Origin of the sequence: Sphingomonas sp. SORGH_AS_0950 (assembly GCF_030818415.1) — a bacterium.
GTDB lineage: Bacteria > Pseudomonadota > Alphaproteobacteria > Sphingomonadales > Sphingomonadaceae > Sphingomonas.
Genome location: NZ_JAUTAE010000001.1, coordinates 559,664 through 585,013, shown reverse-complemented (window position 1 = coordinate 585,013; position 25,350 = coordinate 559,664). Strand labels below are relative to the sequence as shown.

Annotated in this window: 19 protein-coding genes; 6 read left to right on the top strand and 13 right to left on the bottom strand. The window is 66.4% G+C overall.

The window, feature by feature from the left end; translation table 11 throughout:
- Nucleotide 1: 1 nt before the first annotated feature.
- The 7 genes from QE385_RS02305 to QE385_RS02275 are packed head-to-tail and all read right to left on the bottom strand — an operon-like array spanning nucleotide 2 to nucleotide 6,898.
- Nucleotides 2–784, bottom strand: a complete 783-nt coding sequence (locus tag QE385_RS02305) for an enoyl-CoA hydratase/isomerase family protein (RefSeq protein ID WP_307098677.1) — start codon at nucleotides 782–784, stop codon at nucleotides 2–4.
- A complete protein-coding gene (locus tag QE385_RS02300) occupies nucleotides 781–1,851 on the bottom strand; it encodes a phosphotransferase family protein (protein WP_307098675.1) in 1,071 nt (356 codons plus the stop codon). Before QE385_RS02300 ends, QE385_RS02305 begins: the two co-directional genes overlap by 4 nt.
- Before the next feature lie 2 nt (nucleotides 1,852–1,853).
- Complete coding sequence (locus QE385_RS02295; RefSeq protein WP_307098673.1) at nucleotides 1,854–2,630, bottom strand: enoyl-CoA hydratase-related protein; 777 nt, start codon at nucleotides 2,628–2,630, stop codon at nucleotides 1,854–1,856.
- Nucleotides 2,627–3,805 (bottom strand): acyl-CoA dehydrogenase family protein, encoded by a 1,179-nt coding sequence (locus tag QE385_RS02290; protein ID WP_307098671.1) that lies wholly within the window; start codon nucleotides 3,803–3,805, stop codon nucleotides 2,627–2,629. Before QE385_RS02290 ends, QE385_RS02295 begins: the two co-directional genes overlap by 4 nt.
- Nucleotides 3,802–4,563, bottom strand: a complete 762-nt coding sequence (locus QE385_RS02285) for an SDR family NAD(P)-dependent oxidoreductase (protein WP_307098669.1) — start codon at nucleotides 4,561–4,563, stop codon at nucleotides 3,802–3,804. The genes QE385_RS02290 and QE385_RS02285 overlap by 4 nt, the downstream gene beginning before the upstream one ends.
- 18 nt (nucleotides 4,564–4,581) lie before the next feature.
- Nucleotides 4,582–5,763 carry an acetyl-CoA C-acyltransferase gene (locus tag QE385_RS02280; RefSeq protein ID WP_307098667.1) on the bottom strand — a complete coding sequence of 394 codons (1,182 nt, stop codon included), beginning with the start codon at nucleotides 5,761–5,763 and terminating at the stop codon, nucleotides 4,582–4,584.
- Entirely contained in the window at nucleotides 5,756–6,898 is a 1,143-nt protein-coding gene (locus QE385_RS02275; RefSeq protein WP_307098665.1) for an acyl-CoA dehydrogenase family protein, read from the bottom strand. The genes QE385_RS02280 and QE385_RS02275 overlap by 8 nt, the downstream gene beginning before the upstream one ends.
- Nucleotides 6,899–7,073: 175 nt before the next feature.
- On the opposite strand from QE385_RS02275, the gene QE385_RS02270 reads away from it, so the two are divergent.
- A complete protein-coding gene (locus QE385_RS02270; protein ID WP_307098663.1) occupies nucleotides 7,074–8,597 on the top strand; it encodes an acyl-CoA synthetase in 1,524 nt (507 codons plus the stop codon).
- On the opposite strand, the gene QE385_RS02265 is transcribed toward QE385_RS02270, so the two are convergent.
- From QE385_RS02265 to QE385_RS02245, 5 genes are read right to left on the bottom strand one after another with little or no spacing between them, the layout of a single operon-like run.
- On the bottom strand, nucleotides 8,589–9,821 hold the full coding sequence (locus QE385_RS02265; protein ID WP_307098661.1) for an NAD(P)/FAD-dependent oxidoreductase: 1,233 nt from the start codon (nucleotides 9,819–9,821) through the stop codon (nucleotides 8,589–8,591). The genes QE385_RS02270 and QE385_RS02265 overlap by 9 nt on opposite strands.
- Nucleotides 9,818–10,924, bottom strand: a complete 1,107-nt coding sequence (locus QE385_RS02260; protein ID WP_307098660.1) for an NAD(P)-dependent alcohol dehydrogenase — start codon at nucleotides 10,922–10,924, stop codon at nucleotides 9,818–9,820. The genes QE385_RS02265 and QE385_RS02260 overlap by 4 nt, the downstream gene beginning before the upstream one ends.
- A 13-nt stretch (nucleotides 10,925–10,937) precedes the next feature.
- Nucleotides 10,938–11,798: a helix-turn-helix domain-containing protein gene (locus tag QE385_RS02255; RefSeq protein WP_307098658.1), complete on the bottom strand. Its 861-nt coding sequence runs from the start codon at nucleotides 11,796–11,798 to the stop codon at nucleotides 10,938–10,940.
- A gap of 12 nt (nucleotides 11,799–11,810) precedes the next feature.
- Nucleotides 11,811–13,040, bottom strand: a complete 1,230-nt coding sequence (locus QE385_RS02250; protein ID WP_307098656.1) for a cytochrome P450 — start codon at nucleotides 13,038–13,040, stop codon at nucleotides 11,811–11,813.
- Between the two features lies 1 nt (nucleotide 13,041).
- Complete coding sequence (locus QE385_RS02245; protein WP_307098654.1) at nucleotides 13,042–15,330, bottom strand: TonB-dependent receptor; 2,289 nt, start codon at nucleotides 15,328–15,330, stop codon at nucleotides 13,042–13,044.
- 207 nt (nucleotides 15,331–15,537) lie between these two features.
- On the opposite strand from QE385_RS02245, the gene QE385_RS02240 reads away from it, so the two are divergent.
- The 5 genes from QE385_RS02240 (at nucleotide 15,538) to QE385_RS02220 (ending at nucleotide 24,108) form a co-directional block, all read left to right on the top strand.
- Nucleotides 15,538–16,953 (top strand): aldehyde dehydrogenase family protein, encoded by a 1,416-nt coding sequence (locus QE385_RS02240; protein ID WP_307098652.1) that lies wholly within the window; start codon nucleotides 15,538–15,540, stop codon nucleotides 16,951–16,953.
- Nucleotide 16,954: 1 nt separating this feature from the next.
- Nucleotides 16,955–18,481 carry an acyl-CoA carboxylase subunit beta gene (locus tag QE385_RS02235; protein WP_307098651.1) on the top strand — a complete coding sequence of 509 codons (1,527 nt, stop codon included), beginning with the start codon at nucleotides 16,955–16,957 and terminating at the stop codon, nucleotides 18,479–18,481.
- 156 nt (nucleotides 18,482–18,637) lie between these two features.
- Complete coding sequence (scpA, locus tag QE385_RS02230; protein ID WP_307098649.1) at nucleotides 18,638–20,884, top strand: methylmalonyl-CoA mutase; 2,247 nt, start codon at nucleotides 18,638–18,640, stop codon at nucleotides 20,882–20,884.
- A 14-nt stretch (nucleotides 20,885–20,898) separates the two neighbouring features.
- Nucleotides 20,899–21,927, top strand: coding sequence for a biotin synthase BioB (bioB, locus tag QE385_RS02225; protein WP_261269035.1), 1,029 nt, complete (start codon nucleotides 20,899–20,901; stop codon nucleotides 21,925–21,927).
- Nucleotides 21,928–22,110: 183 nt separating this feature from the next.
- Nucleotides 22,111–24,108 (top strand): acetyl/propionyl/methylcrotonyl-CoA carboxylase subunit alpha, encoded by a 1,998-nt coding sequence (locus tag QE385_RS02220; RefSeq protein ID WP_307098647.1) that lies wholly within the window; start codon nucleotides 22,111–22,113, stop codon nucleotides 24,106–24,108.
- Between the two features lie 332 nt (nucleotides 24,109–24,440).
- Here QE385_RS02220 and QE385_RS02215 read toward each other — a convergent pair whose 3' ends face one another.
- The gene (locus tag QE385_RS02215) at nucleotides 24,441–25,343 is read right to left on the bottom strand and encodes an HNH endonuclease (protein ID WP_307098645.1); all 903 of its coding nucleotides are present in this window, start codon (nucleotides 25,341–25,343) and stop codon (nucleotides 24,441–24,443) included.
- Between the last annotated feature and the right edge of the window lie 7 nt (nucleotides 25,344–25,350).

Genomic DNA, 25,350 nt, shown 5'->3' with positions numbered 1-25,350 from the left:
GTCAGGCTCCTTGAAAATCGGGTTTGCGGCGTTCCACGAAAGCGGCGATCCCCTCACGCGCTTCGGCATGCGCCCCGGCGCGGGCGATGCTCTGTGCCTCGCGGTCGAGATGATCGGGAAGGGTCGCGGTTGCGCCATCGATCAGCAGGCGACGGGCAGCCCCCAGCGCAGCCGTCGGCGACGCGATCAGGCGGGCGACCACCGCCTGGGCTTCCGGGATCAGGTCGGCATCATCGACCGTGCGCGTCACCATGCCGATCCGCTCGGCTTCTTCCGCCCCGATCCGCTGATTGGTGAGGATGACCGCCTGCGCCCGGCGAAGCCCGACGAGCCGGGGCAGCAGCCAGCTCATGCCGCCATCGGGACTGAGGCCGACCCCCGTATAGGCGGCGGTGAAATGCGCCGAGCGCACGGCGAGCACGACATCGCCCATGATTCCCAGGCTCAGCCCCGCGCCCGCGGCCGGGCCGTTGACCAGCACGACCAGGGGCTTGGCCATGTCCGTCAGCGTGACGATCGCACCGTGCAGCGTATCGGCCAGGTCGCGGAGGAAAGGCCCTGCCTCTTGCCCCGCCGCCGCCATCGTGGCGACATCGCCGCCGACGCAGAATAGTCGTCCCGCCCCGGTCAGCACGACGCAGCGTATCGCTGGATCGGCTGCCACGTCCCGTGCGGCTTCGGCCAGTTCACACGCCATGGCCGGATTGACGGCATTGCCTGCCTCGGGACGGTTCAGCGTCAACCAGGCGGCCCCACCTTCCTTGCGGACCAGAACGGAACTCATCGGCACGCCTCCATGGCTTCCCGTGCCAGCCGCGCCAGCCGGGGAAAGCTCTCCGCACGCTCTCGGGCATGGGCGGACGAGGCATTGCCCCGGATCACCCGCCCCTTGATCCCGTGGAAGATCGCGGCGAGCCGGAAGAAGTTGAACGCGATGTAGAATTCGTAATCGGCGATCCCGTCGCGCCCGGTCCGCGCGCAATAGGCGGCGACATAATCGGCCTCGCCGGGCAGCCCCAGCGCCGCGACATCCGCCCCGCCCAACCCCGCGACGATGTCGGGCGGCATCCGGTACATCATGGCGTGATAGGCAAAGTCGGCCAGCGGATGGCCCAGGGTCGACAATTCCCAGTCCAGCACCGCCAGGATACGTGGCTCGCCGGGATGGAAGATCAGATTGTCGCAGCGGAAGTCGCCATGCACGATCCTACTCTCGTCCCCCGCCGGTATGTGCTCGGGCAACCACGCGACCAGAGCATCCATATCCTCGTTTCGCCCGGCATCGGCGTCGTCCAGATACTGGCCGGACCAGCGCGCGATCTGCCGCGCGAAATAATTGCCCGGCCGCCCATAATCGCCCAGCCCGACCGCGATCGGATCAATGCCGTGCAGCGCCGCGATCGTCGCGTTCATCGCGTCGAAATAGGCGGCGCGCCCGGCCTGTTCGATCTCGGCGAAGCTTGCGTCCCAGAATATCCGGCCTTCGACCATCTCCATCACGAAAAAGGGCGTGCCGATCACCCTTTCGTCGGAGCACATGCCGTGCACCCGCGCGACCGGTACCGGGGTATCCGCCAACGCGGTCAAGATACGCGCTTCGCGCAGCACGTCATGCGCGCCTTTTGCCAGCGGCCCCGGCGGCTTGCGGCGCAGGACATAGCGGGCGTTTGGCGTAGACAGGCGATAGGTCGGGTTGGACTGGCCGCCCTTGAACTGTTCGACCGTCAACGGACCATCGAAACCGGTTATGGCTTCGTCCATCCAGGCCGTCAGCGCCGTTTCATCGAAGCGATGCACTTCCCGGACAGGCGTGGTTCCGGCATTGGCGACGTGATCGAGGGCACTGGCCATAGTCAGCAGCCCTTCCACTGTGGCGGCCGCTTCTCGGCGAAGGCGGCGGGCCCCTCGATGGCGTCCTGTGAGGCCATCATCGTCGCGACGGCCGGATAATCCCATTGCTCGCGCAGGAAGCGATCGGGGGCCGTGTCCAGCCCGCGCAGCACCGCCTCCTTGGTCGCGCGGATCGACATCGGGCTGCACGCCAATATCTCGTCGGCCCAGCGCCGCGCGGCAGACAGCACGTCGCCCTCCACCACCTCGTTGACGAAGCCCAGCCGTTGCCCTTCCTGGGCACTCACCCGCCGTCCGGTCAGCATCATGCCCATTGCAGGCTTCAGTCCGATGGTGCGGGGCAGGCGTTGCAACCCGCCCGCCAGCGCCGCCAGCCCGACCTTCGGTTCCGGCAGTGCGAAGACGGCGCGACCGCTCGCGACGACGATATCGCAAGCGAGGACGATCTCGAACCCACCGCCCATCGCGATGCCGTTGACGGCGGCGATCACCGGCTTGGCCATGTCGAACCGCGCGGTCAGTCCGCCGAACCCGCTGGGCGGGGTGGCCATGCCGCCACCCGACGCCTGCTGCTTCAGGTCATGACCCGCGCAGAATGCCTTTTCGCCCGCGCCGGTGATGATCGCGACCCATTGGTCGGGATCGGCGGCAAAGGCGTCGAAAGCCGCCGCGAGCTCCTCATGCGCAGCGGCATTCAAGGCGTTGTGCGCCTCGGCCCGGTCGATCGTCACGATCGTCAGCCGACCTTCCCGCGCAACGGTGATATATCGATAGGTCACTGTGCGGCTCTCCAATCCCGCTTGATCGTCTTGGCGAGGCTCCATTTGTGGACCTCGGTCGGGCCGTCATAGATTCGGAAGGCCCGCACCTCGCGGAACACCTGCTCGACGATGGTGTCGCCGGTGACGCCGGTCCCCCCCATCACCTGAACGCAGCGGTCGGCCACGCGCATCAGCGCCTCCGACACCGCGACCTTGGTCATGGAGCTCTCCGTGCCGCCGCTCTCGCCCGCGTCGAGCACGCCTGCGCACCAGTCGATCATCAGTTCGGCCTGTTTCAGGTCGATCCGGTTTTCCGCCAGCATGAAACCGACGCCCTCATGGTCGATGATCGGTTTGCCGAAGGCTTCGCGGCGGCAGGCATAATCGGTCGCAATCTCGTTCGCGCGCAGGCAGGCGCCCAGCCAGCGCATGCAGTGCGACAGGCGAGCGGGGGCGAGGCGGATCTGGGCGTATTTGAAGCCCTCGCCACTCTGACCCAGCATCTGGTCGGCGGGGATGCGCAAATTCTCGATGCGCACGACCGCATGGCCGCCGGGCATGGAGGTGTCGATCGTATCCAGCACCCGCTCGACGGTGATGGCCGGGTCGGGCAGGTCGACCAGGAACATGCAGGCGCCATCATCGGACTTTGCCATGATGATGCCGACCTGCGCCCCTTGCGCGCCGGTAATGAATGCCTTGCGCCCGTTCACGACCCAGTGATTGCCGTCGAGGACCGCGCTGGTCTTCATCATCGAAGGATCGGAACCCGCCCCGCCCTCCTCCGCCGGCTCGGTCATGAAGAAGGCCGAGCGCGCGTCGCCGCGGATCAGTGGTTCGAGGAAACGCTGCTTTTGCTCCGCGCTGCCGACCTTGCCGAGCAGGTACATATTGCCCTCGTCCGGGGCGGCAGTGTTGACCGCCAGCGGCCCCAGCGGCGACAGGCCCGACTGGCGCAGGACATAGGCCGTCTCGCGCTGGTTGAGATGTTCGTCCCCCCCCAGGATATGCGGGGTCAGCACACCCGCCGCCCGTGCTTTGGCGCGTAGCTCGGCCACCAGCGCATCGGTGGGGCCGTGCGCGTCGCGGCGGGGATCTCGCTCATATGGCACGACCACCTCGCGCACGAACGCCGCCACCGCCCCGCCGATTGCCCCGGCGCGTTCGGAGGGCGCAGGGCCGGTCAGGCTCATCGCGGGGCCATCCGAATGGAACCGTCGATACGGATCGTCTCACCGTTCAGCATCGGGTTGGTAACGATCGCCTCGACCAGCTGGGCATACTCGTCGGGCTGGCCGAGGCGCGAGGGAAACGGCACCTGCGCGCCGAGCGAATCCTGGGCCTCCTGCGGCAGGGTGGCGAGCAGCGGGGTCATGAAGATGCCCGGCGCGATCGTCATCACCCGGATGCCATAACGCGCCAGCTCGCGCGCGATGGGCAGGGTCATACCGACCACGCCGCCTTTGGACGCCGAATAGGCCGCCTGCCCGATCTGCCCGTCATAGGCCGCGACCGAGGCGGTGTTGATGACGACGCCCCGCTCCTCCCCTAGCGGATCGGCGGCGTGCAGGGCTGCGGCGAATTTGGACAGGACGTTGAAACTGCCGATCAGGTTGATCGTCACGATCTTCGAGAAGGCGGCGAGCGGCAAGGCCTGACCCTCGCGGTCGATGACCTTGGCGGGCGGGCCGATCCCGGCGCAATTGACCAGGATACGCGCCTTGCCGTGAAGTCCCTCCGCCTCTTGGATCGCGGCGGCGACGGCATCTTCGTCCGTCACGTCGACCCGGATGAAGTGCCCGCCGATCCGCTCGGCCAGCGCCGTGCCCAGATCGGCGTTCACGTCGAAGATGGTAACCTTCGCTCCCGCCCGCGCCAGCCGCTCGGCCGTGCCGCCGCCCAGCCCCGATGCGCCCCCCGTCACGATCGCCGCGACGCCCCGAATATCCATGATCCTATCCTTTCGATATCAGATGAGTTCGATGGCGATGGCGGTCGCCTCGCCGCCGCCGATGCACAGTGCCGCCACACCGCGCCTGAGGCGGCGCGCCCTCAGCGCGGCGATCAGCGTGACGATGATCCGCGCGCCGCTCGCCCCGATCGGATGGCCCAGCGCGGTCGCGCCGCCGTTCACGTTCATCCGGTCGCGAGGGATACCCAGGTCCCGCATCGCGATCATGGCGACGGCGGCGAAGGCCTCGTTGACCTCGAACAGATCGACATCGGCGACGCTCCAGCCTGCCCGCTCCAGCACCTTGCGGATCGCGAAGACCGGCGCGGTGGTGAACAGGGCGGGCGCGTGGGCGTGAGCGGCGGTGGCGACGATCCGGGCCTGCGGGTTCAGCCCCTCACCCTCGGCGATACTGAGCGGTGCCAGAACCAGCGCGGCGGCACCGTCCGAGATCGAAGCGGAACTGGCCGCCGTAATGGTTCCTTCAGCCGCGAAGGCGGGGCGCAGGCCAGCTATCTTGTCAGGACGCGCCTTGCCCGGCTGTTCGTCGCGGTCGACCAGCACCGTGCTGCCACGGCCGGGCACCGCAACCGCCGCGATCTCCCCGGCGAATGCGCCCTGTTCGATCGCCGCCTGTGCCCGTGCCAGGCTTTCCAAGGCATAGGCGTCCTGTGCCTCGCGGGTCAGGCCATAGTCCCTCGCGGAGTCTTCGGCGAAAGCCCCCATCGGCTTGCCGCGATCATAGGCGTCCTCCAGCCCGTCCATCATCATCGAGTCGATCACCCGGTCATGGCCGATCCGCGCGCCGCCGCGATGCTTGGGCAGCAGAAAGGGCGCGCCGGTCATGCTTTCCATGCCGCCCGCGATGACGATCCGCGCCGCCCCGGCGGTCAGCGCCTCGGCCGCCATGATGACGGCCTGCATCCCTGATCCGCACATCTTGTTGATCGTGGTAGCCTCGACCGATTGCGGCAGGCCCGCCTTGAGCGCCGCCTGCCGCGCGGGTGCCTGGCCCAATCCGGCGGGGAGGACGCAGCCCATTGTGATGCGCTCGATCCGGTCCGGCGAGACACCGGCACGTTCCACCGCGGCGGCCACCGCGACCGCACCAAGCTCCACCGCGGTCAGTGTGGCGAAGGCGCCCTGAAACCCGCCCATCGGCGTCCGGGCGCTGCCCAGAATGACGATCGGATCAACCATGATGCTCTCCCAGACCACGGGCGATCACCATCCGCTGTATGTCGGACGTGCCCTCATAGATCTGGCAGACACGGACATCGCGGTAGATTTTGGCGAGCCCGAATTCCTCCAGATAGCCATAGCCGCCCAGCGTCTGGATCGCACCCGACACCACCGCCTCGGCAGTTTCGGACGCAAAGAGCTTCGCCATGGACGCGGCCTGCAAAGCGGGAAGCCCCGCGTCCTTCAGTGCGGCAGCATGCAGGACCATCTGGCGCGCGGCCTCCAGCCGGGTGGCGAGGTCGGCCAGACGGAAGCCGACCGCCTGATGCTCGACGATCGGCTTGCCGAAGCTCTTGCGGTCACGAGCATAGGCGATAGCGATGTCCAGCGCGCCCTGCGCCATGCCGACCGACTGGGCCGCAATGCCGATCCGCCCGGACTCCAGGTTGGCGAGCGCTATCGCATAGCCGCGCCCCTCCTCGCCGAACAGGGCGTCGGCACCGACCCGGCAATCCTCGAAGCGCAGGCCGCAAGTGTCGGACGCGCCCTGCCCCAACTTGTGCTCGACCTTGTCCACGGCATAGCCGGGCGCGTCGGTGGGCACGAGGAAGGCGGACATGCCCTTGCGTCCCGCCGCCGGGTCGGTGACCGCGATCACCATCGCCACCGAGGCGATCCTGCCCGACGTGATGAACTGCTTCGCCCCGTCGATACGCCAGCCGTCCTGCGTCCGCTGCGCCCGCGTGCGGATGGCGGCAGCGTCGGACCCGGCATCGGCCTCCGTCAAGGCAAAGGCGCCGATGGCCAAGCCATTGACCAGATCCGGCAGCCAGCGTTCGCGCTGTGCCGGTGAACCGAAGGCAATCAGGCCGTTGACCATGATCGAATTCTGGATCGATACGATGGTCGACAGCGCGCCGTCCGCCGCCGCGACCTCGATCAGCGCCAGCGTATAGGAAACATAGTCGGCCCCCGCCCCTCCCAGTTCGGCGGGCGCGGTCATGCCCATGAGGCCCATTTCGCCCAACGCGCGGAACAGCTCGGGAGGATAGCCGCCCGCCGCCTCGAACGCCGCCGAATTGGGGCGGATACGTTCCTGCGCGAAATCACGGACGGTGTCGCGGATCGCGACCTGATCGTTGGTCAGAACCAAAGGGCCTCTCCCATGCTCCCGTTCGCCGGGATGCCTGTTGCCCCATGGATAGCCGACAAAGCCGCGACAGGCTTTGCCCGGCATCGGCGCGCTTTTTCACATTTCTTGCGCGCCCGTTGCCGAGCGGGCGGCGACCGTGGTTCGCAAGGCACCATAAGATATAAGGAGAGGCCCGATGCACCCGGCAAACCATGCCGCACGCCATCCCGACAAGCCTGCCATCATCATGGGAGGGAGTGGCGAATCGATCAGTTTCGCCGAGCTCGACGCCGCCTCGAACCGCAGCGCGCACCTGCTCAGGGCGCTGGGGCTGAAACGCGGCGATGTCGTCGCCACGGTCTTCGCCAATGCGCCCGAGGCCTTCATCCTCGGCTGGGCGGCGCAGCGATCGGGGCTCTACCAGACCGCGATCTCGTGCAAGCTGAGTGCGCGCGACATGGCTTATATCCTGCGGGACTCCGGGGCCAAATTGCTGGTCGTGTCACCCGCTTATGCCGATTTGGCGCGGGAGGCCGTGGCGCATTTACCAACTCTGCTGACCTATCGCTGGACGGCATCGGATACCCGGTTCGCCGATTGGAGCCTTGCTGCCAGCGGCTATCCGGCAACGCCGATCGCGGACGAAAGCGCGGGGACCGATCTGCTCTACTCGTCGGGGACGACCGGGCGGCCCAAGGGCGTGATGCCGCCATTGCCGACCGGGCCGATCGATGCGCCGACGCCGCTGATGCGGATGGGGCAGACGCTCTACGGCATGGGCCCGGACATGATTTATCTTTCCAGCTCGCCGCTCTACCATGCCGCGCCGTTGCGCTGGGCGATGGCGGCGCAGCAGCTGGGCGGGACGGTCGTCGTCATGGAGCGGTTCGAGCCGCAGGCGGCGCTGGTCCTGATCGAGCGTTACCGGGTCACCCATGCGACATTCGTGCCCACGCATTTCGTGCGGATGCTCAAGCTTCCCGATGCCGAACGGCTGGGCCATGACCTGTCCTCGCTGCGCGCGGTGGTCCATGCCGCCGCGCCCTGCCCCGTGCCCGTCAAGCAGGCGATGATCGACTGGCTGGGTCCGATCGTGCACGAATATTATTCAGGCACCGAATGCTGCGGGATCACCGCACTCAGCAGCGAGGAATGGCTGCACCGGCCGGGATCGGTCGGGCGGGCCGTTCTGGGCACGTTGCACATTCTGGACGATCAGGGCCGGGAGTTGGCGGCCGGAGAGACGGGGAATGTCTTTTTCAGCGACGGCCCGACCTTTTCCTACCTCAACGACCCGGCCAAGACCGCCGAGGCCCATAACGCACAAGGCTGGGCGACGCTGGGCGATATCGGGCGGGTCGATGACGATGGCTATCTGTATTTGTCAGACCGCAAGAGCTTCATGATCATCTCGGGCGGCGTAAATATCTATCCGCAGGAGATCGAGAATTTGCTCGTCACCCACCCGAAGGTCGCGGACGCGGCGGTGATCGGCGTGCCGTGCGAAGAGATGGGCGAATTGGTCATGGCCATCGTCCAGCCCGCCGCCGGGCTCACCGGCGACGAGACGCTGGCCGACGATCTCCAAGCCTTTGCCCGACGCGAACTGGGCGGGGTAAAGACGCCGCGCCGGTTCGCATTCCTGGACGAACTGCCCCGCGAACCGACCGGCAAGCTGTTCAAGCGGCTGCTGCGCGACCGCTATGCTGCGTCAGGCTGAGAGGAGGTCTTTCAGCGGCCTTCGGGCGTCGGCCAGGACTTCCGGTGCGATCGTCGCCCCGGCCTGTACCAGTGCTCGGCCCTGGACATAATCCTTGACCGCATTCACCGCGTCGATCGCGATCACCTTTCCTTGCTTCAGATAAACGACCGAAAAGCTGCGCGCCGCCGGATCTCCCCGCAGCACCGCCGCGTCATGCCCGGTCGACAGGCCCACGGTCTGCAGCTTCAGGTCATATTGATTGGACCAGAACCAGGGCACCGCGTCATAGGGGACCGGCCGCCCGACAATATCGCGCGCTGCCGTCACGGCCTGGTCATTGGCGTTCTGGACCGATTCCAACCGGATCATCGCGCCGTCGGCATAGCGGTTGGCATGTGCGGCACAGTCACCAATGGCGTGAATATGCGGCAGACTCGTCCGGCAATAGCCATCGACGACCACGCCATTGCCCGCCTCCGCCCCAGCCAGCACCAACGGTTCGACGGCGGGGATGATGCCGATGCCGACGATCACCATGTCCGCAGGCAGCAGCGCGCCGTCGTCTAGGCGGACGCCGGTCACCCAGTCCTCGCCCTCGATACAGGATATGCCGACGCCCAGCATCAGCGTGACGCCATGCGCCCGGTGCTCCGCCTCGTAAAAGCGGGACAGCGGCTCGCCCGCGACTCGCGCCAGCACCCGGTCCTGCGCCTCGACCAGCGTCACGCTCTTGCCGAACTTCGTAAGCGCGGCCGAAGCCTCCAGCCCGATATAGCCCCCGCCGATCACGACGATCCGCTCCGCTTCGGCCAGTGCGCCCAGCATCCGGTCGACATCGGCCCGCGTGCGAACGGCGTGGATCCCCGCCAGATCATGCCCGGCACAGGTCAGGCGTCGCGGCTCGCCGCCGGTCGCCCAGACCAGCTCGCCGTAATCGATGGACCGGCCGCTCTTGGTTCGAACCGACCGGGCGACGGGATCGACCGATTCCACCGTCTCGCCCAGCACCAGCGAGACGCCGCGTTCGGCCCAGAACGTCTCGGGACGGATGAGAATACGTTCGAACGGCTTTGTCCCGGCCAGATATTCCTTGGACAGGGGCGGACGTTCGTAGGGCGGGTGTGGCTCGGTTCCCAGGATGGCGATGGAGCCATCAAATTTTTCCTGCCGCAACGCCACCGCCGCCTGCGCCCCAGCATGACCGCCGCCGACGATCAGGACATCATAGTGCACAGCGCTCACGGGATCAGCACCACCTTGACGCAATCGCCGCGCTTCTGCGCCTCAATCGCCGCGTTGATCTCCGTCAGCGGGAAGGTCTGGACCAGCTTGTCGAAGGGGAATTGTCCGTCACGATGCGCCGCGATCAGTTCGGGGATGAAGCTCTGCGGATCGCTGTCGCCTTCCATGATGCCGACGACGCGCTGGCCATAGGTGATCATGCCCGCGATGTTGATGCTCAACGCCGCATCGGCCTTGCCCGGCACGCCGACCAGCCCCAGCATCCCGCGCGGGGTCAGCGCGGCCAGCACCGCCTCCATCATCTCGACACGGCCGCTGGTGTCGAAGGCGTAATCCACGCCCTCGGCCACGATCTCGCGGATGGCGGCGGGCACGTCACCCGCCATCGGGTCGATCACATGGGTCGCGCCCAGTTCGCGTCCCAGTTCGCGGCGCTTCTCGACCGGCTCGACCAGGATGATCGTCGCGCAGCCCCGGATCTTCGCCCCCATCACGGCCGCCAGCCCGACGGGCCCGCCGCCGACTATCACGATCGACGACCCCGCACGGCAAGCCATGGATCGCATCACGCCCCCCGCCCCGGTCTGGAACCCACAACCCAGCGGTCCCAAAATCGCCAGCGGTGCGGCCGGATCATCGACCTTCACCACATTGCGCGCCCGGACGATGGCATGGGCGGCAAAGCTCGACTGGCCAAAAAAGTGCGAGGAGATCGCCTCGCCGTCCTTGGAATAGGCCTTCGACCCGTCCTCCAGCCGCATTCCCGCGTAGTTGAGCGGCGGAAAGTCGCGGCAATAGCTGGGCAGATGCTCGTCGCACCGCGAGCAATGCCCGCAGCTTGAAAAGCCTAGCACCACCGCATCGCCGACCGTCAGCCCCTCGACGTCCGGCCCCAGCGCTTCGATAACCCCCGCGCCCTCGTGACCCAGTACGGCGGGCAGCGGATAGGGTACGAACTGGTCGCGAAAGATCAGGTCGGTGTGACAAAGGCCGACCCCCGCGATCCTGACCCGTACCTCGCCCGCACGGGGCGCCTCGACTTCGACCGTCTCCAGGGTGAAATCGCCCTTTGGCTCGCGCGCGACGGCGGCAATGGTCTGCATATATGGCCTCGATCTATTGAATGGTGTGGCGCCAACCGCTGGGCGTGTCCCCGGCATATTGGCGAAAGGCGCGGGTGAAGTGGCTCTGGCTGGTGAAGCCGGTCATCTCCGCCACCTGCGCGATGGAAAGGTCAGACTGGCCCAGCAAGTCGCGGGCGCGATCCAGCCTGGCCTTCATCACATACTGATGCGGCGTCACGCCCGTCGCCCGCTTGAACACGCGACAGAAATGCGAGGGCGTCAGCCCCGCCTGCGCCGCCAGCGTCTCCAGGCTGTGATCCTCCTCGGGGCGCCCGAGAATATCGTTCATGATCTGGTGGATGCGATAGGCGGAGAAGTCCGCGCTGGGGAACGCGCCCTCGCTGCTCGGCGGCGAGCTGCGCAGCGTGTGCATCTTCAGCGCGTCGAGCAGCGTACCGATATAGGCGGTCCGCTCGACCGTCTGCGCCGCATAGAGCTCGCTGAGGATCTGCCGCGTCAGCGCGATGCCCAGTGGATCAGCAAAGGCGAAGCGCATTTCCCGAAACCGCGCGACCGCGCGCTGGTCCTGCAACTGGTCCATCGGGATCGAGACGGTGACGACGTCCAGCTCCCCGTCGATCCGCCATCCCGTACTGCACCCGGCGGGGACGATGGTCGCGCAGCCCGGAATGGATCGCGACTGGCTCCACTGATCGGCTTCCCACAGCCGCGTGTCGGGCTTGCCGCCGACATGGACGACGAAGACGGGATCGACGAGGGCGGGCAATTCATAGCTGCCGATGAACTGCCGCCACCGCGCGAACTGCCAGGAGCCCAGGTTGACGCTGCGGTCCGGCGCGCGGCCGAGCGTGTTGGCGATGATCTTCTCGTTGCTGGGCGAAAGCTCTGCCACGTCCATCTCTCCTCATACAGCCCGCAAAATGACGTCGAGGTTCTTGAGGCCGTTGATGAAGTTCGACCGGAACCGTCGCGGCGGTGCTTGCACCTCGAAAGATGTAACACGATCCGCCAACAAGTCGAACGCGACGCGCAGCTGCATTTCCGCCAGCCGCGAGCCGACGCAGACATGCTGTCCCGACCCGAAACCGACATGCTGCGCGCCCTTGCGGGTGACGAGGAAACGGTTGGCCTCGGGAAACACGCCCTCGTCGCGATTGGCGGAGATGTACCAGAGGACGACCTTGTCGCCCTTGGCGATACGCTGGCCACCGATGACTGTATCGTCCATCGCGGTACGGCGCATATGCATGACCGGGCTGGCATAGCGCACCATCTCCGGCGTCGCGGTCTTCAGCACGTCCCGGTTCTCGCGGATGGTCTCCCACTGGTCCGGGTTCTGGGACAGGGCGACGATGCTATGGCTGAGCGAGTTGCGCGTCGTCTCGTTGCCGCCGACCAGCACCAGGATCAGGTTACCGATGAAGTCGCGGAACGGCACCGCCTGCCCATCGATCTCCGCATTGGCGAGGAGCGAGGCGATGTCGGGGGTCGGCTCCGCGCGCCGCGCCTCGAACAGCTCCTGTCCGAAGGCGAAGAACTCGCCCAGGGTCGCCGCCATCGCCTCGGGGCTCTGGCGGAACTCGGGGTCGTCCTCGCCGACGAACGCATTGGTCCAGTCGTAGAGTTTGGGCCAGAGGTCGATCGACACGCCCAGCAATTCGGCCAGCGTCATCAGCGGCAGTGGAGCCGACAGCAGCGGCACGATATTCACCGCTTCGTTCAGCGGGATCGCGTCGATCAACCTTGTCGCCCGCTCGCGGATGCGCGTTTCGATATCGCCCAGCCGCCCCGGCGACAGCGCGGGCATGATGAACTTGCGATAGCGGGTATGGACCGGCGGATCGCGTGAAATGAAGGGGACGCCGATGGCGGACTCGCCCGCGCCCGTCAGCCCGACTTCATTTTCGTTGAAGATGCGGTGGCCGCCATTCTCGTGCGCCGAGGAGAATAGCAGCGGCTGGCGCGATACCTCCACGATATCGGCATGGCGCATCACGGACCAGAAGCCCGCGCCATCCGTCTCCGGGTTCCAGTGCACCGGATCGTCGCGGCGCAGCGCCGCGAATAGATCCCAGGGAACCCCCGCCTCATAGAGGCCGGGGTCCTTCAGGTCAGGGGTCGTGATCGTCGCCATCTCAGAATGCCACCCGGACAGAGCCGCCGAAGGTGCGCGGTGCGGCGGGAACAAGGAAATTGTAAGGGAAGCCCGCCCCGCGCAGGTCGAGCCCGTAAGCATAGGTCTTGGCGTTCAGCAGGTTGGTGGCGAACGCCTTGATGGTGAAGCGGCCGGTGGTCAGCGCGGCGGTCAGGTTGACCTTGGCGAAGCCCTTTTGCTGCAACTCGCTGTTCTGCTGGCCGGTGCCGACCGCGTTGATGTCGTTGAACGGCGAGAAATACTGGCGCGAGAAATAGGCGACGCTGGGTGATACGGTCAGCCCGTTATTGCCGACCTTGAACAAGGTCAGGTCCACCCCGCCCTGCGCGGTAAAGCGCGGCGCGAAAGGCAGGTCGTTGCCGTCCAGCCGGGTATTCTGGAGCGTCAGTTCCTTGTAGGTCGCATGGAGATAGCCCGCCGACGCGTTGATCGTCACCGCCGGGGTCAGCCGCCACCGCGCCTCGCCTTCGACGCCGTAAACCTCGGCCTTCGGCGCGTTGACCAGGAAGGATACGGGGCCCGGCCGGGTATCCTGTACCTGCTGGTTGATATAGTCGTAATAGAAGCCCGACATGGTGAGGGTCAGGGCATTGTTGAAATAGCGTCCCTTCAGCCCGACTTCATAGGCGTTGACCCGCTCGGGCGCGATATAGTTGATCCCGGCCGACGAGGTGTAACCCCCGCCATTGAACGCGCCCGAACGATAGCCGCGATTATAGCTGGCATAGACCAGTGTACCGCCCTCGAACGTATAGTTCAGGGACACCCGCCCGGTCAGCGCATTGTTGCGGCCGTCCAGCACAAAGCGAGCATTGGAGTTGTACGGGCAGGTGCCGGGCACCCCCGCACAGGGCACGGTGGTCGCCAGTGGCGTCTCCGGGCCGCCGATGTCGCCCGCAAACAGATAGGCATAGCCGTCGCGATACTGGCTGCGATCCCAGGTGTAGCGGGCACCCAACGTCAGGCTCAATCGCTCGGTGAGGTCGTAATCGCCCTGCGCGAAGACGGCATAGGAACGGCGGACCTGGCGATAATGCTGGAAGAAGCCGCCATTGACCGACGGGGCGATCGCTTGGCCGATGTTGAACCGGTTGTCGGTAATCACCTCGTCCCAGCCGTAAAAGCCGCCACCCACCAGTTTCAGCCGGGTGCCATTATAATTGAACCTCGCCTCCTCGCTGAACTGCTGGAAGCTCGACCGCCAGTTGATGTCGAGAATGTCCAGCGGCGATCCGTCCGCCGCCTGCTGTAGATTCTGCTTACCCCCATCGCGCGAGGTAATCGATGTGAAGACGACGGTCGGTGACACGTCATAGGCGATGGTCGCCGATCCGCCATAGGCCTCGGTCCGGTTCAGCCCGATCCGGTTCTCATTGGTCTCGAAGAAGCCGAGGCCGGTACGAAACGCGCCCAGGCCATGGATCGCCGCCTGCGTGCCCTGGTCACGCCCGCCATAGACTTTCAGCTTGATGTCGAGCGGGCCATTGCCGGGCCGCAGCCGCAGCGACACCCGCCCCTGCAACGTGTCCTGCGAATTGCCGTCGCGGCCACCGGGATAGACGTTGTGGATCTGCCCATCGCCCTTGGCGTAGTTTCCGGCGATGCGGACGCCCAGCTGGTCCTCGACCATCGTCGCCTCGACCGCGCCTTGCGCGGTGAGGGTGTTGAAATTGCCGTAGCCCGCTTCGGCATAGCCTTCATTGCCATGCAGGCTCGGCGCCTTGGTGATGAAGTTGATCGCGCCGCCCGTCGTGTTTCGGCCGAAAAGCGTACCCTGCGGCCCGCGAAGCACCTCCACCCGGTCCAGGTCGAACAGACCCATGCCATGCGCGGTGCGGCTGGCGAGATAGACGTCGTCGATATAAACGCCGATCGGCGACGCTTGGTTGGAATTGTACTCGTTCGCGACGCTGATCCCACGCAGCGAGAAATTCGGCTGGGTCTGGCCATATGGGCTGCTGACTTGCAGGTTGGGCACCGCGACCGCCAGATTGGCCGAATTGGTAATGCCCTTCGTCACCAGCGCATCGCCGCCGATCGCGGAAATGGCGATGGGAACGGTGAGGATCGACTGGGCGCGCCGCTGCGCGGTCACGATGATGTCACCCGATGATACGCCGTCCTGTATGGGCGTGGCGGCATCCGCCTGGGGCGTTGCATCGGTGGTGGGGGGCGTGCCCTGCCCCGCGTCGGCGCTTTGCGCCTGTGCCGCGAACGGAAACACGCATGCCGCGCCGACAAGCAGCGCCGCGCTGATCCTGGCCCTCATAGACCTCTCCTTTTTCCGCAGAGACTCTGTGACGGCCTCTTGCTGGATTATGTGTAGATCAGGTCCGGGCGGGCGGCTTTGCATGGACCTGTCGCGCTTTTTGACATTTCTTGCGGAGGCCATGCGTTCCTTGCGCACGATCTGATAGCGCCGGTTTCACGACAGAGCAGGCCGCAATGGATGGCACCGCCGGATATGGAGAGCGAGATGGACTTCGATACGTCGTTCCACATGACGATCGGCGGCAAGCCGGTGTCCTCGGATAGTCTGTTCGATGTGCTCAACCCCGCGACCGAGCAGGTGCTGGCCCAGGCCCCGGACGCCACCCGTGACCAGCTCGACTCCGCCGTGGCCGCCGCCCGTGCCGCCTTTCCCGGCTGGGCCACCACGCCCATCGCCGAGCGCTGCGCGCTGATCGACAAGCTCGGTGACGCGGTGATCGCCCATGCCGAGGACTTCAAGCGCCTTCTCACCGCCGAGCAGGGCAAACCCCATGCCGATGCCTTTAACGAGGTGATGGGGGCCGGGTTCTGGCTGAAAGGCGCTGCCACGCTCGACCTGCCGGTAACGGTCAACGAGGATTCCGCAGACCGCTATAGCGAGACGCGCCGCGTTCCGATCGGCGTGGTCGGGGCCATCGCGCCGTGGAATTTTCCCTTGATCCTGGCCATGTTCAAGGTGGGGCCTGCACTGCTGGCGGGCAACACGATGGTCCTCAAGCCCTCCCCCTTCACGCCGCTGACGACGCTGAAGTTCGGCGAACTGGCGGCGACCATCCTGCCCCCCGGCGTGCTGAACGTCGTGACCGGCGGGGACAGCCTCGGCCCCTGGCTGACCGAGCATCCCGGCATTGACAAGGTCAGCTTTACCGGTTCGACCGCGACCGGACGGCGGGTGATGCAGAGCGCTTCCGCCACGCTGAAGCGGGTGACTCTGGAACTGGGCGGCAACGACGCGGCGATCGTGTTGCCCGATGCGGATGTCGAGGCACTGGCGGAACAGCTGTTCTGGGCAGCGTTCACGAACAACGGCCAGATCTGCATCGCGACGAAGCGCATGTATGTCCACCGCGACGTCTATGACCCCCTGAAAGACGCGCTGGTTGCCTATGCCCGGACCGTGCAGATCGGCGACGGAGCGCAACAGGGCGTGCGGCTCGGCCCTATCAATAACAGCCTGCAATATAAGCGCGTCCTGGACCTGATCCGAGACGCGCGCGACAAGGGCTATCGCTTCCTGCTCGGTGGCGAGGCGGCCGACACACCCGGATATTTCGTCCCCATCACCATCCTCGACAATCCGCCCGAGCACAGCCGTATCGTGCAGGAAGAGCAATTCGGCCCGATCCTTCCCCTGCTCCGCTTCGATGATGTCGATGAGGTGATCGAGCGGGTGAACGCCAGCGAATATGGCCTCGGCGCCTCGATCTGGACCGGCGATCCCGACGCCGCCATGGACCTCGCGGCCCGGATCGCCAGCGGCACCGTCTGGATCAACGAGACCCAGCACCTCACCCCCCTCGCCGCTTTTGGAGGCATGAAGCAATCCGGGCTGGGCGTCGAAGGCGGCACCGAAGGCCTGATGGAATATACCAACGCTCAGACCATCACCCGGCGGCGCTGAGATGGGATTCCCGTCGATCGAACTGGAACGCCGCCGCACGGCCGCGCGGGCCGGTGGTGGCGAGAAGCGCGTCGCCGCGCAGCATGCCAAGGGCAAGCTGACCGCGCGCGAGCGGCTCGACGTGTTGCTGGACGAGGGGAGCTTCGAGGAGCTCGACATGTTCGTCGAGCATAACTGCACCGACTTCGGCATGACCGAACAGATCGTCCCCGGCGACGGCGTGGTGACCGGCAGCGGCACCATCAACGGGCGGCTGGTCTTCGTCTTCAGCCAGGACTTCACCGTCTTCGGCGGCTCGCTGTCGGAGCGCCATGCCCAGAAGATCTGCAAGATCATGGACATGGCGATGAAGGTCGGCGCGCCCGTCATCGGCCTGAACGATAGCGGCGGCGCGCGCATCCAGGAGGGCGTGGCATCGCTGGGTGGCTATGCCGAGGTGTTCCAGCGCAATGTGCTGGCCAGCGGCGTGGTGCCGCAGCTTTCGCTCATCATGGGCCCCTGCGCGGGCGGCGCGGTATACTCGCCGGCGATGACCGACTTCATCTTCATGGTGAAGGATTCGAGCTACATGTTCGTCACCGGCCCCGATGTGGTGAAGACGGTGACCAACGAGGTCGTGACCCAGGAAGCGCTGGGCGGCGCGGTGACCCACACGACCAAGACCGGCGTCGCCGACGTCGCGTTCGAGGACGATATCGAGGCGCTGCTGGCGGCGCGCGACTTCATCGACTTCCTGCCTGCCAACAACCGCGAGGGCGTGCCCGAACGGCCGACGGCGGACGCCTGGGACCGCATCGAGGAAAGCCTCGACACGCTGATCCCCGCCAGCGCCAACCAGCCCTATGACATGCACGAGCTGATCGCCAAGGTCGTGGACGAAGGCGATTTCTTCGAGGTCCAGCCCGCCCACGGCGCCAACATCATCACCGGCTTCGGCCGGATCGAGGGGCGCACGGTCGGTTTCGTCGCCAACCAGCCGATGGTGCTGGCGGGGGTGCTCGACATCAATGCCAGCCGCAAGGCGGCGCGCTTCGTGCGCTTCTGCGATGCGTTCGAGATTCCGATCGTGACCTTTGTCGACGTACCGGGCTTCCTGCCCGGCACGGCACAGGAGCATAACGGCATCATCAAGCATGGCGCCAAGTTGCTCTTCGCCTATGCCGAGGCGACGGTCCCGAAGATCACCGTCATCACGCGGAAAGCCTATGGCGGCGCCTATGACGTGATGGCCTCCAAGCACTTACGCGGCGACCTCAACTATGCCTGGCCCACCGCCGAGATCGCGGTGATGGGCGCGAAGGGCGCGGTGGAGATCATCTTCCGGGGGCGGACGCCGGAAGAAATCGCCGAGCGGACGGCCGAATATGAGGCGCGCTTCGCCAATCCGTTCGTGGCGGCGTCAAAGGGCTTCGTCGACGAGGTGATCCAGCCGCATTCGACCCGCCGCCGCATCGCGCTGGGCCTGCGCAAGCTGCGCAACAAGGACCTGGCCAACCCGTGGAAGAAGCATGACAACCTGCCGCTCTGAGATGGTCGCGAATGGGGTAGCCCTCCCCCATCCCCTCCCGCTTGCGGGAGGGGCGTGCCTGGGGCCAGCGCTCGCCCAGAGCCTCTCCCCTCCCGCGGGCGGGAGGGGCCGAGGGAGGGCTGGCGTTCTCCAGTTGCAAACCGGCTGGAGGCGCGCATGACCACCCTATCCGACTGGGAAGCCCTTGCCACGCGCGAGGTGAAGGGGCGCGACCTCGACTGGCAGACGCCGGAGGGGATCACGGTCAAGCCGCTCTATACCGCCGAGGATGTGCGCGAAGACCCCGGCCTGCCGGGCTTTGCGCCGTTCACGCGGGGCGTGCGGGCGAGCATGTATGCGGGCCGCCCCTGGACGATCCGGCAATATGCGGGCTTTTCGACCGCCGAGGAATCGAACGCCTTCTACCGCCGCAACCTGACGGCGGGGCAGAAGGGGCTGTCGGTCGCCTTCGATCTGGCAACCCACCGGGGTTATGACAGCGACCACCCGCGCGTGACCGGCGATGTCGGCAAGGCTGGCGTCGCGATCGACACGGTCGAGGATATGAAGATCCTGTTCGACGGCATCCCGCTGGATGCCATGTCGGTCAGCATGACGATGAACGGCGCGGTGATCCCGGTGCTGGCCTTCTTCATCGTCGCGGCCGAGGAACAGGGGGTTCACCGATCGAAACTGGAAGGGACCATCCAGAACGACATCCTCAAGGAGTTCATGGTTCGCAACACCTATATCTACCCGCCTGAGCCGAGCATGCGGATCATCTCGGACATCTTCGCCTACACATCCGCCGAGATGCCCAAGTTCAACAGCATCTCGATCAGCGGCTATCACATGCAGGAGGCAGGGGCCACGCAGCTCCAGGAGTTGGCCTTCACCATCGCCGACGGCATGGAATATGTGAAATATGGCGTGGCCTCGGGCCTCGACATCGATAAGTTTGCGGGCCGCCTGTCCTTCTTCTTCGCGATCGGCATGAACTTCTTCATGGAGGTCGCCAAGCTGCGCGCCGCGCGCGTGCTGTGGCACCGGGCGATGACGCAGCTGGGGGCGAAGGACGAGCGCTCCAAGATGCTGCGCACGCACTGCCAGACGTCGGGCGTGTCGCTGACCGAGCAGGACCCGTATAACAACGTCATCCGCACCACCATCGAGGCGATGGCGGCGATGCTGGGCGGCACCCAGTCGCTCCACACCAACGCGCTGGACGAGGCGATCGCGCTGCCCACCGACTTCTCCGCCCGGATCGCACGCAACACGCAGATCGTGTTGCAGGAAGAAACGGGGATGACGAAGGTCGTCGATCCCCTGGGCGGCAGTTACTATGTCGAGAGCCTGACCCAGTCGCTGGTCGACGGCGCATGGGCGCTGATCGAGCGGATCGAGGCCGAAGGCGGCATGGCCAAGGCGGTCGCGGCAGGCTGGCCCAAGGCGATGATCGAGGAGGCGTCGGCCGCCCGCGCCGCCAGGGTCGACCGGGGCGAGGATGTGATCGTCGGGGTCAACACATACCGGCTGGCCGACGAGGCGCCGGTCGAGATCCTCGACATCGACAATCACGCGGTGCGCGGGGCCCAGGTCGCGCGGATCGCAGCGGTCAAGGCCGCGCGCGATGAGGCGGCGTGCCGGGCAGCGCTGGATGCCCTGCGCAACGCAGCCAAAATTCCTCCCCTGCAAGGGGAGGTGGCATCGCGCAGCGATGACGGAGGGGTGTCGACGCTCGAGAGGGGGAACACCCCTCCGTCAGCGGCTGACGCCGCTGCCACCTCCCCCGCTGGGGCAGGAATGGACCGCAACCTCCTCGCGCTCGCTGTCGAAGCCGCGCGAGCACGGGCGACGTTGGGCGAGATTTCCGCCGCGCTGGAGGATGCGTTCGGCCGCTATGGCACGCAGCCGACCCCGGTGTCGGGCGTCTATGGCGGCGCCTACGCCGAGGACGAACGCTGGGCCCGCCTGATCCGAGGCGTCGAGGCGGTCGAGCGCCGTCTGGGACGCCGCCCCCGGCTGTTCGTCGCCAAGATGGGTCAGGATGGGCATGACCGGGGTGCCAATCTCGTGTCGTCCATGTTCGGCGATCTGGGTTTCGAGGTGGTGCCGGGCGCGCTGTTCCAGACACCGCAAGAAGCCGCGCAGGTCGCACTGGCCCGCGATGTCGATGTCGTCGGCGCCTCCAGCCTGGCGGCGGGCCACAAGACGCTGATCCCCGAACTGATCGGCCACCTCCGCGACGCGGGCCGCGCCGATATCAAGGTCATCGCGGGTGGCGTTATTCCCGCGCAGGATTATCAGGCGCTCTACGATGCCGGGGTGCAGGCGATTTTCGGCCCCGGCACCAATCTTGTGAAGGCGGCCGAGGATGTGCTGAGGCTGCTGGGCCATAACATGCCGCCGGAAACGGGCGAATGACAGGACGACACGTGATGACGACGACCACCGCGCTGAGCGCCGAGACGGCAACCCCGCGCACCGACTGGACCCGCGCCGAGATCGCCGCACTGTTCGACCTGCCCTTCACCGAGCTGCTGTTCCGCGCCGCCGAGGTGCACCGCGCGCATCATGCTGCCGATCAGGTTCAGTTGTCGACGCTGCTGTCGATCAAGACCGGCGGCTGCCCCGAGGATTGCGGCTATTGCAGCCAGTCGGCGCATGCCGATACCGGGCTGAAGGCGACCAAGCTGATGGACCCGCGCGCCGTGCTGCAGGCGGCGGCGCAGGCAAAGGATCACGGCTCGACGCGCTTTTGCATGGGCGCGGCCTGGCGCAATCCCAAGGACCGCGACATGCCCGCCATCGTCGAGATGGTGAAGGGCGTGCGCGCCATGGGCATGGAAACCTGCATGACGCTGGGCATGCTCACCGATGCGCAGGCGCAGACGCTGGCCGAGGCGGGGCTCGACTATTACAACCACAATATCGACACCTCGCCCGAGCGTTACGGCGACGTCATCACCACGCGCAGCTTCGGCGAGCGGTTGGAGACGCTGGAGCATGTCCGCGACGCCGGCATCAACGTGTGTTGCGGCGGCATCGTCGGCATGGGCGAGACGCGCGGCGACCGGGTCGGCTTCATCCATGCGCTCGCCACCCTGCCGGTGCATCCGGGCAGCGTGCCGGTGAACGCGCTGGTGCCGGTCAAGGGCACGGTGCTGGGCGATATGCTGGCCGACACGCCACTCGCCAAGATCGACGATATCGAATTCGTTCGCACCGTTGCGGTCGCGCGCATCACCATGCCGCATTCGATGGTCCGGCTGTCGGCGGGGCGCGAGAGCATGTCGGATGCGACCCAGGCTTTGTGCTTCCTGGCGGGGGCCAATTCGATCTTCACCGGCGACAAGCTGCTGACCGCGGGCAATGCGGGCGACGACAAGGATGCCGCACTCTTCGCCCGGCTGGGGCTCACCCCCATGGCGGCGGAGTGCAAGGTGGAATTGGAAGCGGCGGAGTGAGGCTTCCACCGCCCTGTTCCGCGGCGAAGGCCGGGGCCCAGCGGCGGTGAACCATCGATGGCGCGTGGCAGAGGCCTCCCCCCGAGGCGGCACGGCGCGCCATCAGCGTCTTGGAAACTGGACCCCGGCCTTTGCCGGGGAACAGGCGACACGGACCAACGACATAAAAGGAGAGGTATCCCCGTGTTCCAGAAAATCCTGATCGCCAATCGCGGGGAAATCGCGTGCCGGGTGATCCGTACCGCACGGGCCATGGGCATCGCGACGGTCGCGGTTTATTCCGACGCCGATGCGGGCGCGCCGCATGTCCGGCTGGCCGATGAATCGGTGCGCCTCGGCCCCGCCCCCGCCGCCGAGAGCTATCTCAAGGCCGAGCTGATCCTCGCCGCCGCCAAGGCGACGGGCGCGGATGCCATCCATCCCGGCTACGGCTTCCTGTCCGAGCGCGAGAGCTTCGCGCGCGCCTGTGCCGGGGCGGGCGTCGCGTTCATCGGCCCGCCGCCGAACGCCATCGCCGCGATGGGCGACAAGATCGAATCGAAGAAGCTCGCCAAGGCGGCGGGCGTCAATGTCGTCCCCGGCTATCTGGGCGAGATCGCCGATACCGAGGAGGCGGTTCGCATCGCCACCGACATCGGCTTCCCCGTCATGATGAAGGCGTCGGCCGGTGGCGGCGGCAAGGGCATGCGGCTCGCCTGGTCGGAAGCGGACGTGCGCGAGGGCTTCGAGGCGACCAAGCGCGAGGGGCTGGCCAGCTTCGGCGACGACCGCGTCTTCATCGAGAAGTTCATCGAGTCCCCCCGCCATATCGAGATCCAGGTTCTGGGCGACCAGCACGGCAATATCGTCTATCTCGGCGAGCGCGAATGCTCGGTCCAGCGCCGCCACCAGAAGGTGGTCGAGGAGGCCCCGTCGCCCTTCGTCACCCCCGCGATGCGCCGGGCGATGGGCGAGCAGGCGGTCGCGCTGGCCCGCGCGGTCGGCTATTATTCGGCAGGCACCGTCGAGCTGATCGTGTCGGGCGCGGACCCCACAGGCGAGAGCTTCTACTTCCTGGAGATGAACACCCGGCTCCAGGTCGAGCATCCCGTCACCGAGGAGATCACCGGGCTCGATCTGGTCGAGCAGATGATCCGCGTTGCGGCAGGCGAGCCGCTGGCGTTTGGTCAGGACGATGTGACGCTGACCGGCTGGGCGATCGAGAACCGGGTCTATGCCGAGGACCCGTATCGCGGCTTCCTCCCCTCGACCGGGCGGCTGGTGCGCTACAATCCGCCCGCCGAACATTCCGATGAGTCGGTGCGCGTCCGCGTCGATGACGGCGTCGCCGAGGGCGGCGAGGTCAGTATGTTCTACGACCCGATGATCGCCAAGCTCGTCACCTGGGCCCCCACCCGCGAGGCCGCGATCGACGCGCAGATCGCAGCCCTCGACGCGTTCGAGATCGTCGGACCGGGGACGAATATCGACTTCGTCTCCGCGCTGATGCAGCATCCGCGTTTTCGTGCGGGCGCGCTCACGACCGGGTTCATCGCCGAGGAATATCCCGAAGGCTTCCACGGCGCACCCGCGAGCGCTGACCTGACCCGTACGCTCGCCGCCGTCGCCGCCTTCGCCGCCACCGCCGAGGCGGACCGCGCGCGGCGGATCGACGGGCAGCTCGGCCACCGGCTGCAACCGCCAGCCGACTGGACGGTGCGGATCGGGGGCAAGGACCATGCGGTCCACGTCGCGACCGACGGGCTCCGCGTCGACGGCGCGGAGCTCGACCTCGCCATCGCCTATACGCCGGGCAACCGGATGATCGCGGTCGAAGACGAAGCGGGCGAAACCCTCCACGTCCGGATCGCCAGGACCCGCACCGGCTTTCGCCTGACCACACGCGGGGCCAGCCACATTATCCGCGTCCTCCCCGCCCGCGCGGCGCCTTACGCCCGGCACCTGATCGAGAAGGTCCCGCCCGACCTGTCCAGGTTCCTGATCGCGCCGATGCCCGGCCTGCTCGTCCGCCTCGACGTGGCCGAGGGCGACAAGGTCGAGGCGGGCCAGCCGCTCGCCGTCGTCGAGGCGATGAAGATGGAAAACATCCTGCGCGCCGCCAAGACCGGCACCGTCAAGACCATCACCGCCAGGACCGGTGACAGCCTGGCGGTGGATGCCGTCATCCTCGAACTGGAGTGAAATTCAGCACCGATAAGAAGACAGGATTCCTGACCTATTTCTTCCGCGCGCTAAGTCATTGATTTTACGTCACCGTGCAACCCGTCTGTCAGCGAGTTGCGCAGTGAGGGGTACAGTAGGGCGTACAAAGGCGCAAGTCGGTAGCCCTACGTGGGCGCCGCAGGCATCGCTAATTGGCCTCGCTATCCCGTGTCCTATGCGGCTGGCCATCAGTCTGGCCGCTGCCAGCGGCCGCCAAGGCACAGTCGCCTGTCAAAGCTTAAGCAAACTTTTCGCCAACTGGTCAGTTTTCTCGAACAAATCCACCGCGTCTGTTACGCAGTTTGATTTCTTCAGAGCTTGAAGCAATGCTCCCGATGCCATCGTAAGAATTGCGGACGCGGCTGCTCTCCAACCCGCGTCGGCACGATCGCCTGCCCGCTCGTGTTAATGATCGATCGGATGCTGTCCGGATCGTTGGCCTGTCGGGAAACTAGGATGCGCATGTCGTCGCTTAGGCCGATGAGGCCGCGGTCGAACATCCAGTGCGCCGTACCGGACAGCGCCAGGCCGTTGCTAAGGATGTCCGGTCCATCGGCTTCGACTGGTCGGATGTGTGCCGCTTCCACCTCCGCGCGGCCGCCGCCGTTGATCAGCTTCAGGCCAGTGACGGCGCAGCGCTCGTCATATGCCCGCAGGACGATCCGCCGGAAGACGCGATCGCGGACCACGCGCGATACCAGCATGTCGACTCGCTCGCGAACTTCGTCGAAGCCGAACGGCGTGCGCTCTTCGCGGACGACGGACGCCGTTTCCTCGATTCCGATGCGAGGCAGTAGCGGATCCGACTCGGCCAGTCCCGCCTCGACGATACGGTTGAAGTCAGATGGCGACAGGCCGCGGACGGCAGCCTGGGCACGGCCGGAGATGCGGCCGGCCTCGTTGAGCACACCCTGCTCGATCACCGCGCCGTCAGCATCGGCGAACGGGACCGGGTTCGCTAAATCGAGATAGCTGCCGGGCTCGATCAGGGCGAGATACATGCCCGGCGCGCTGGGATCGGGGACGATGCGTTCCACCCGCGCCACAGCGAAATACCCGCGCGTGTTCGGCACTTTGCGCGGTTCGTAATAGACGATCCAGTCGCCGATGCAGGCGCGGGCACGGCTGAGATATTGGGGCGGGAACTGGTACCGCTCGGCCGGCGTGTCGTCGTAAATCGAATCCGAGCGGTGGATAAAAACGCCAAAAGCCATGGATATC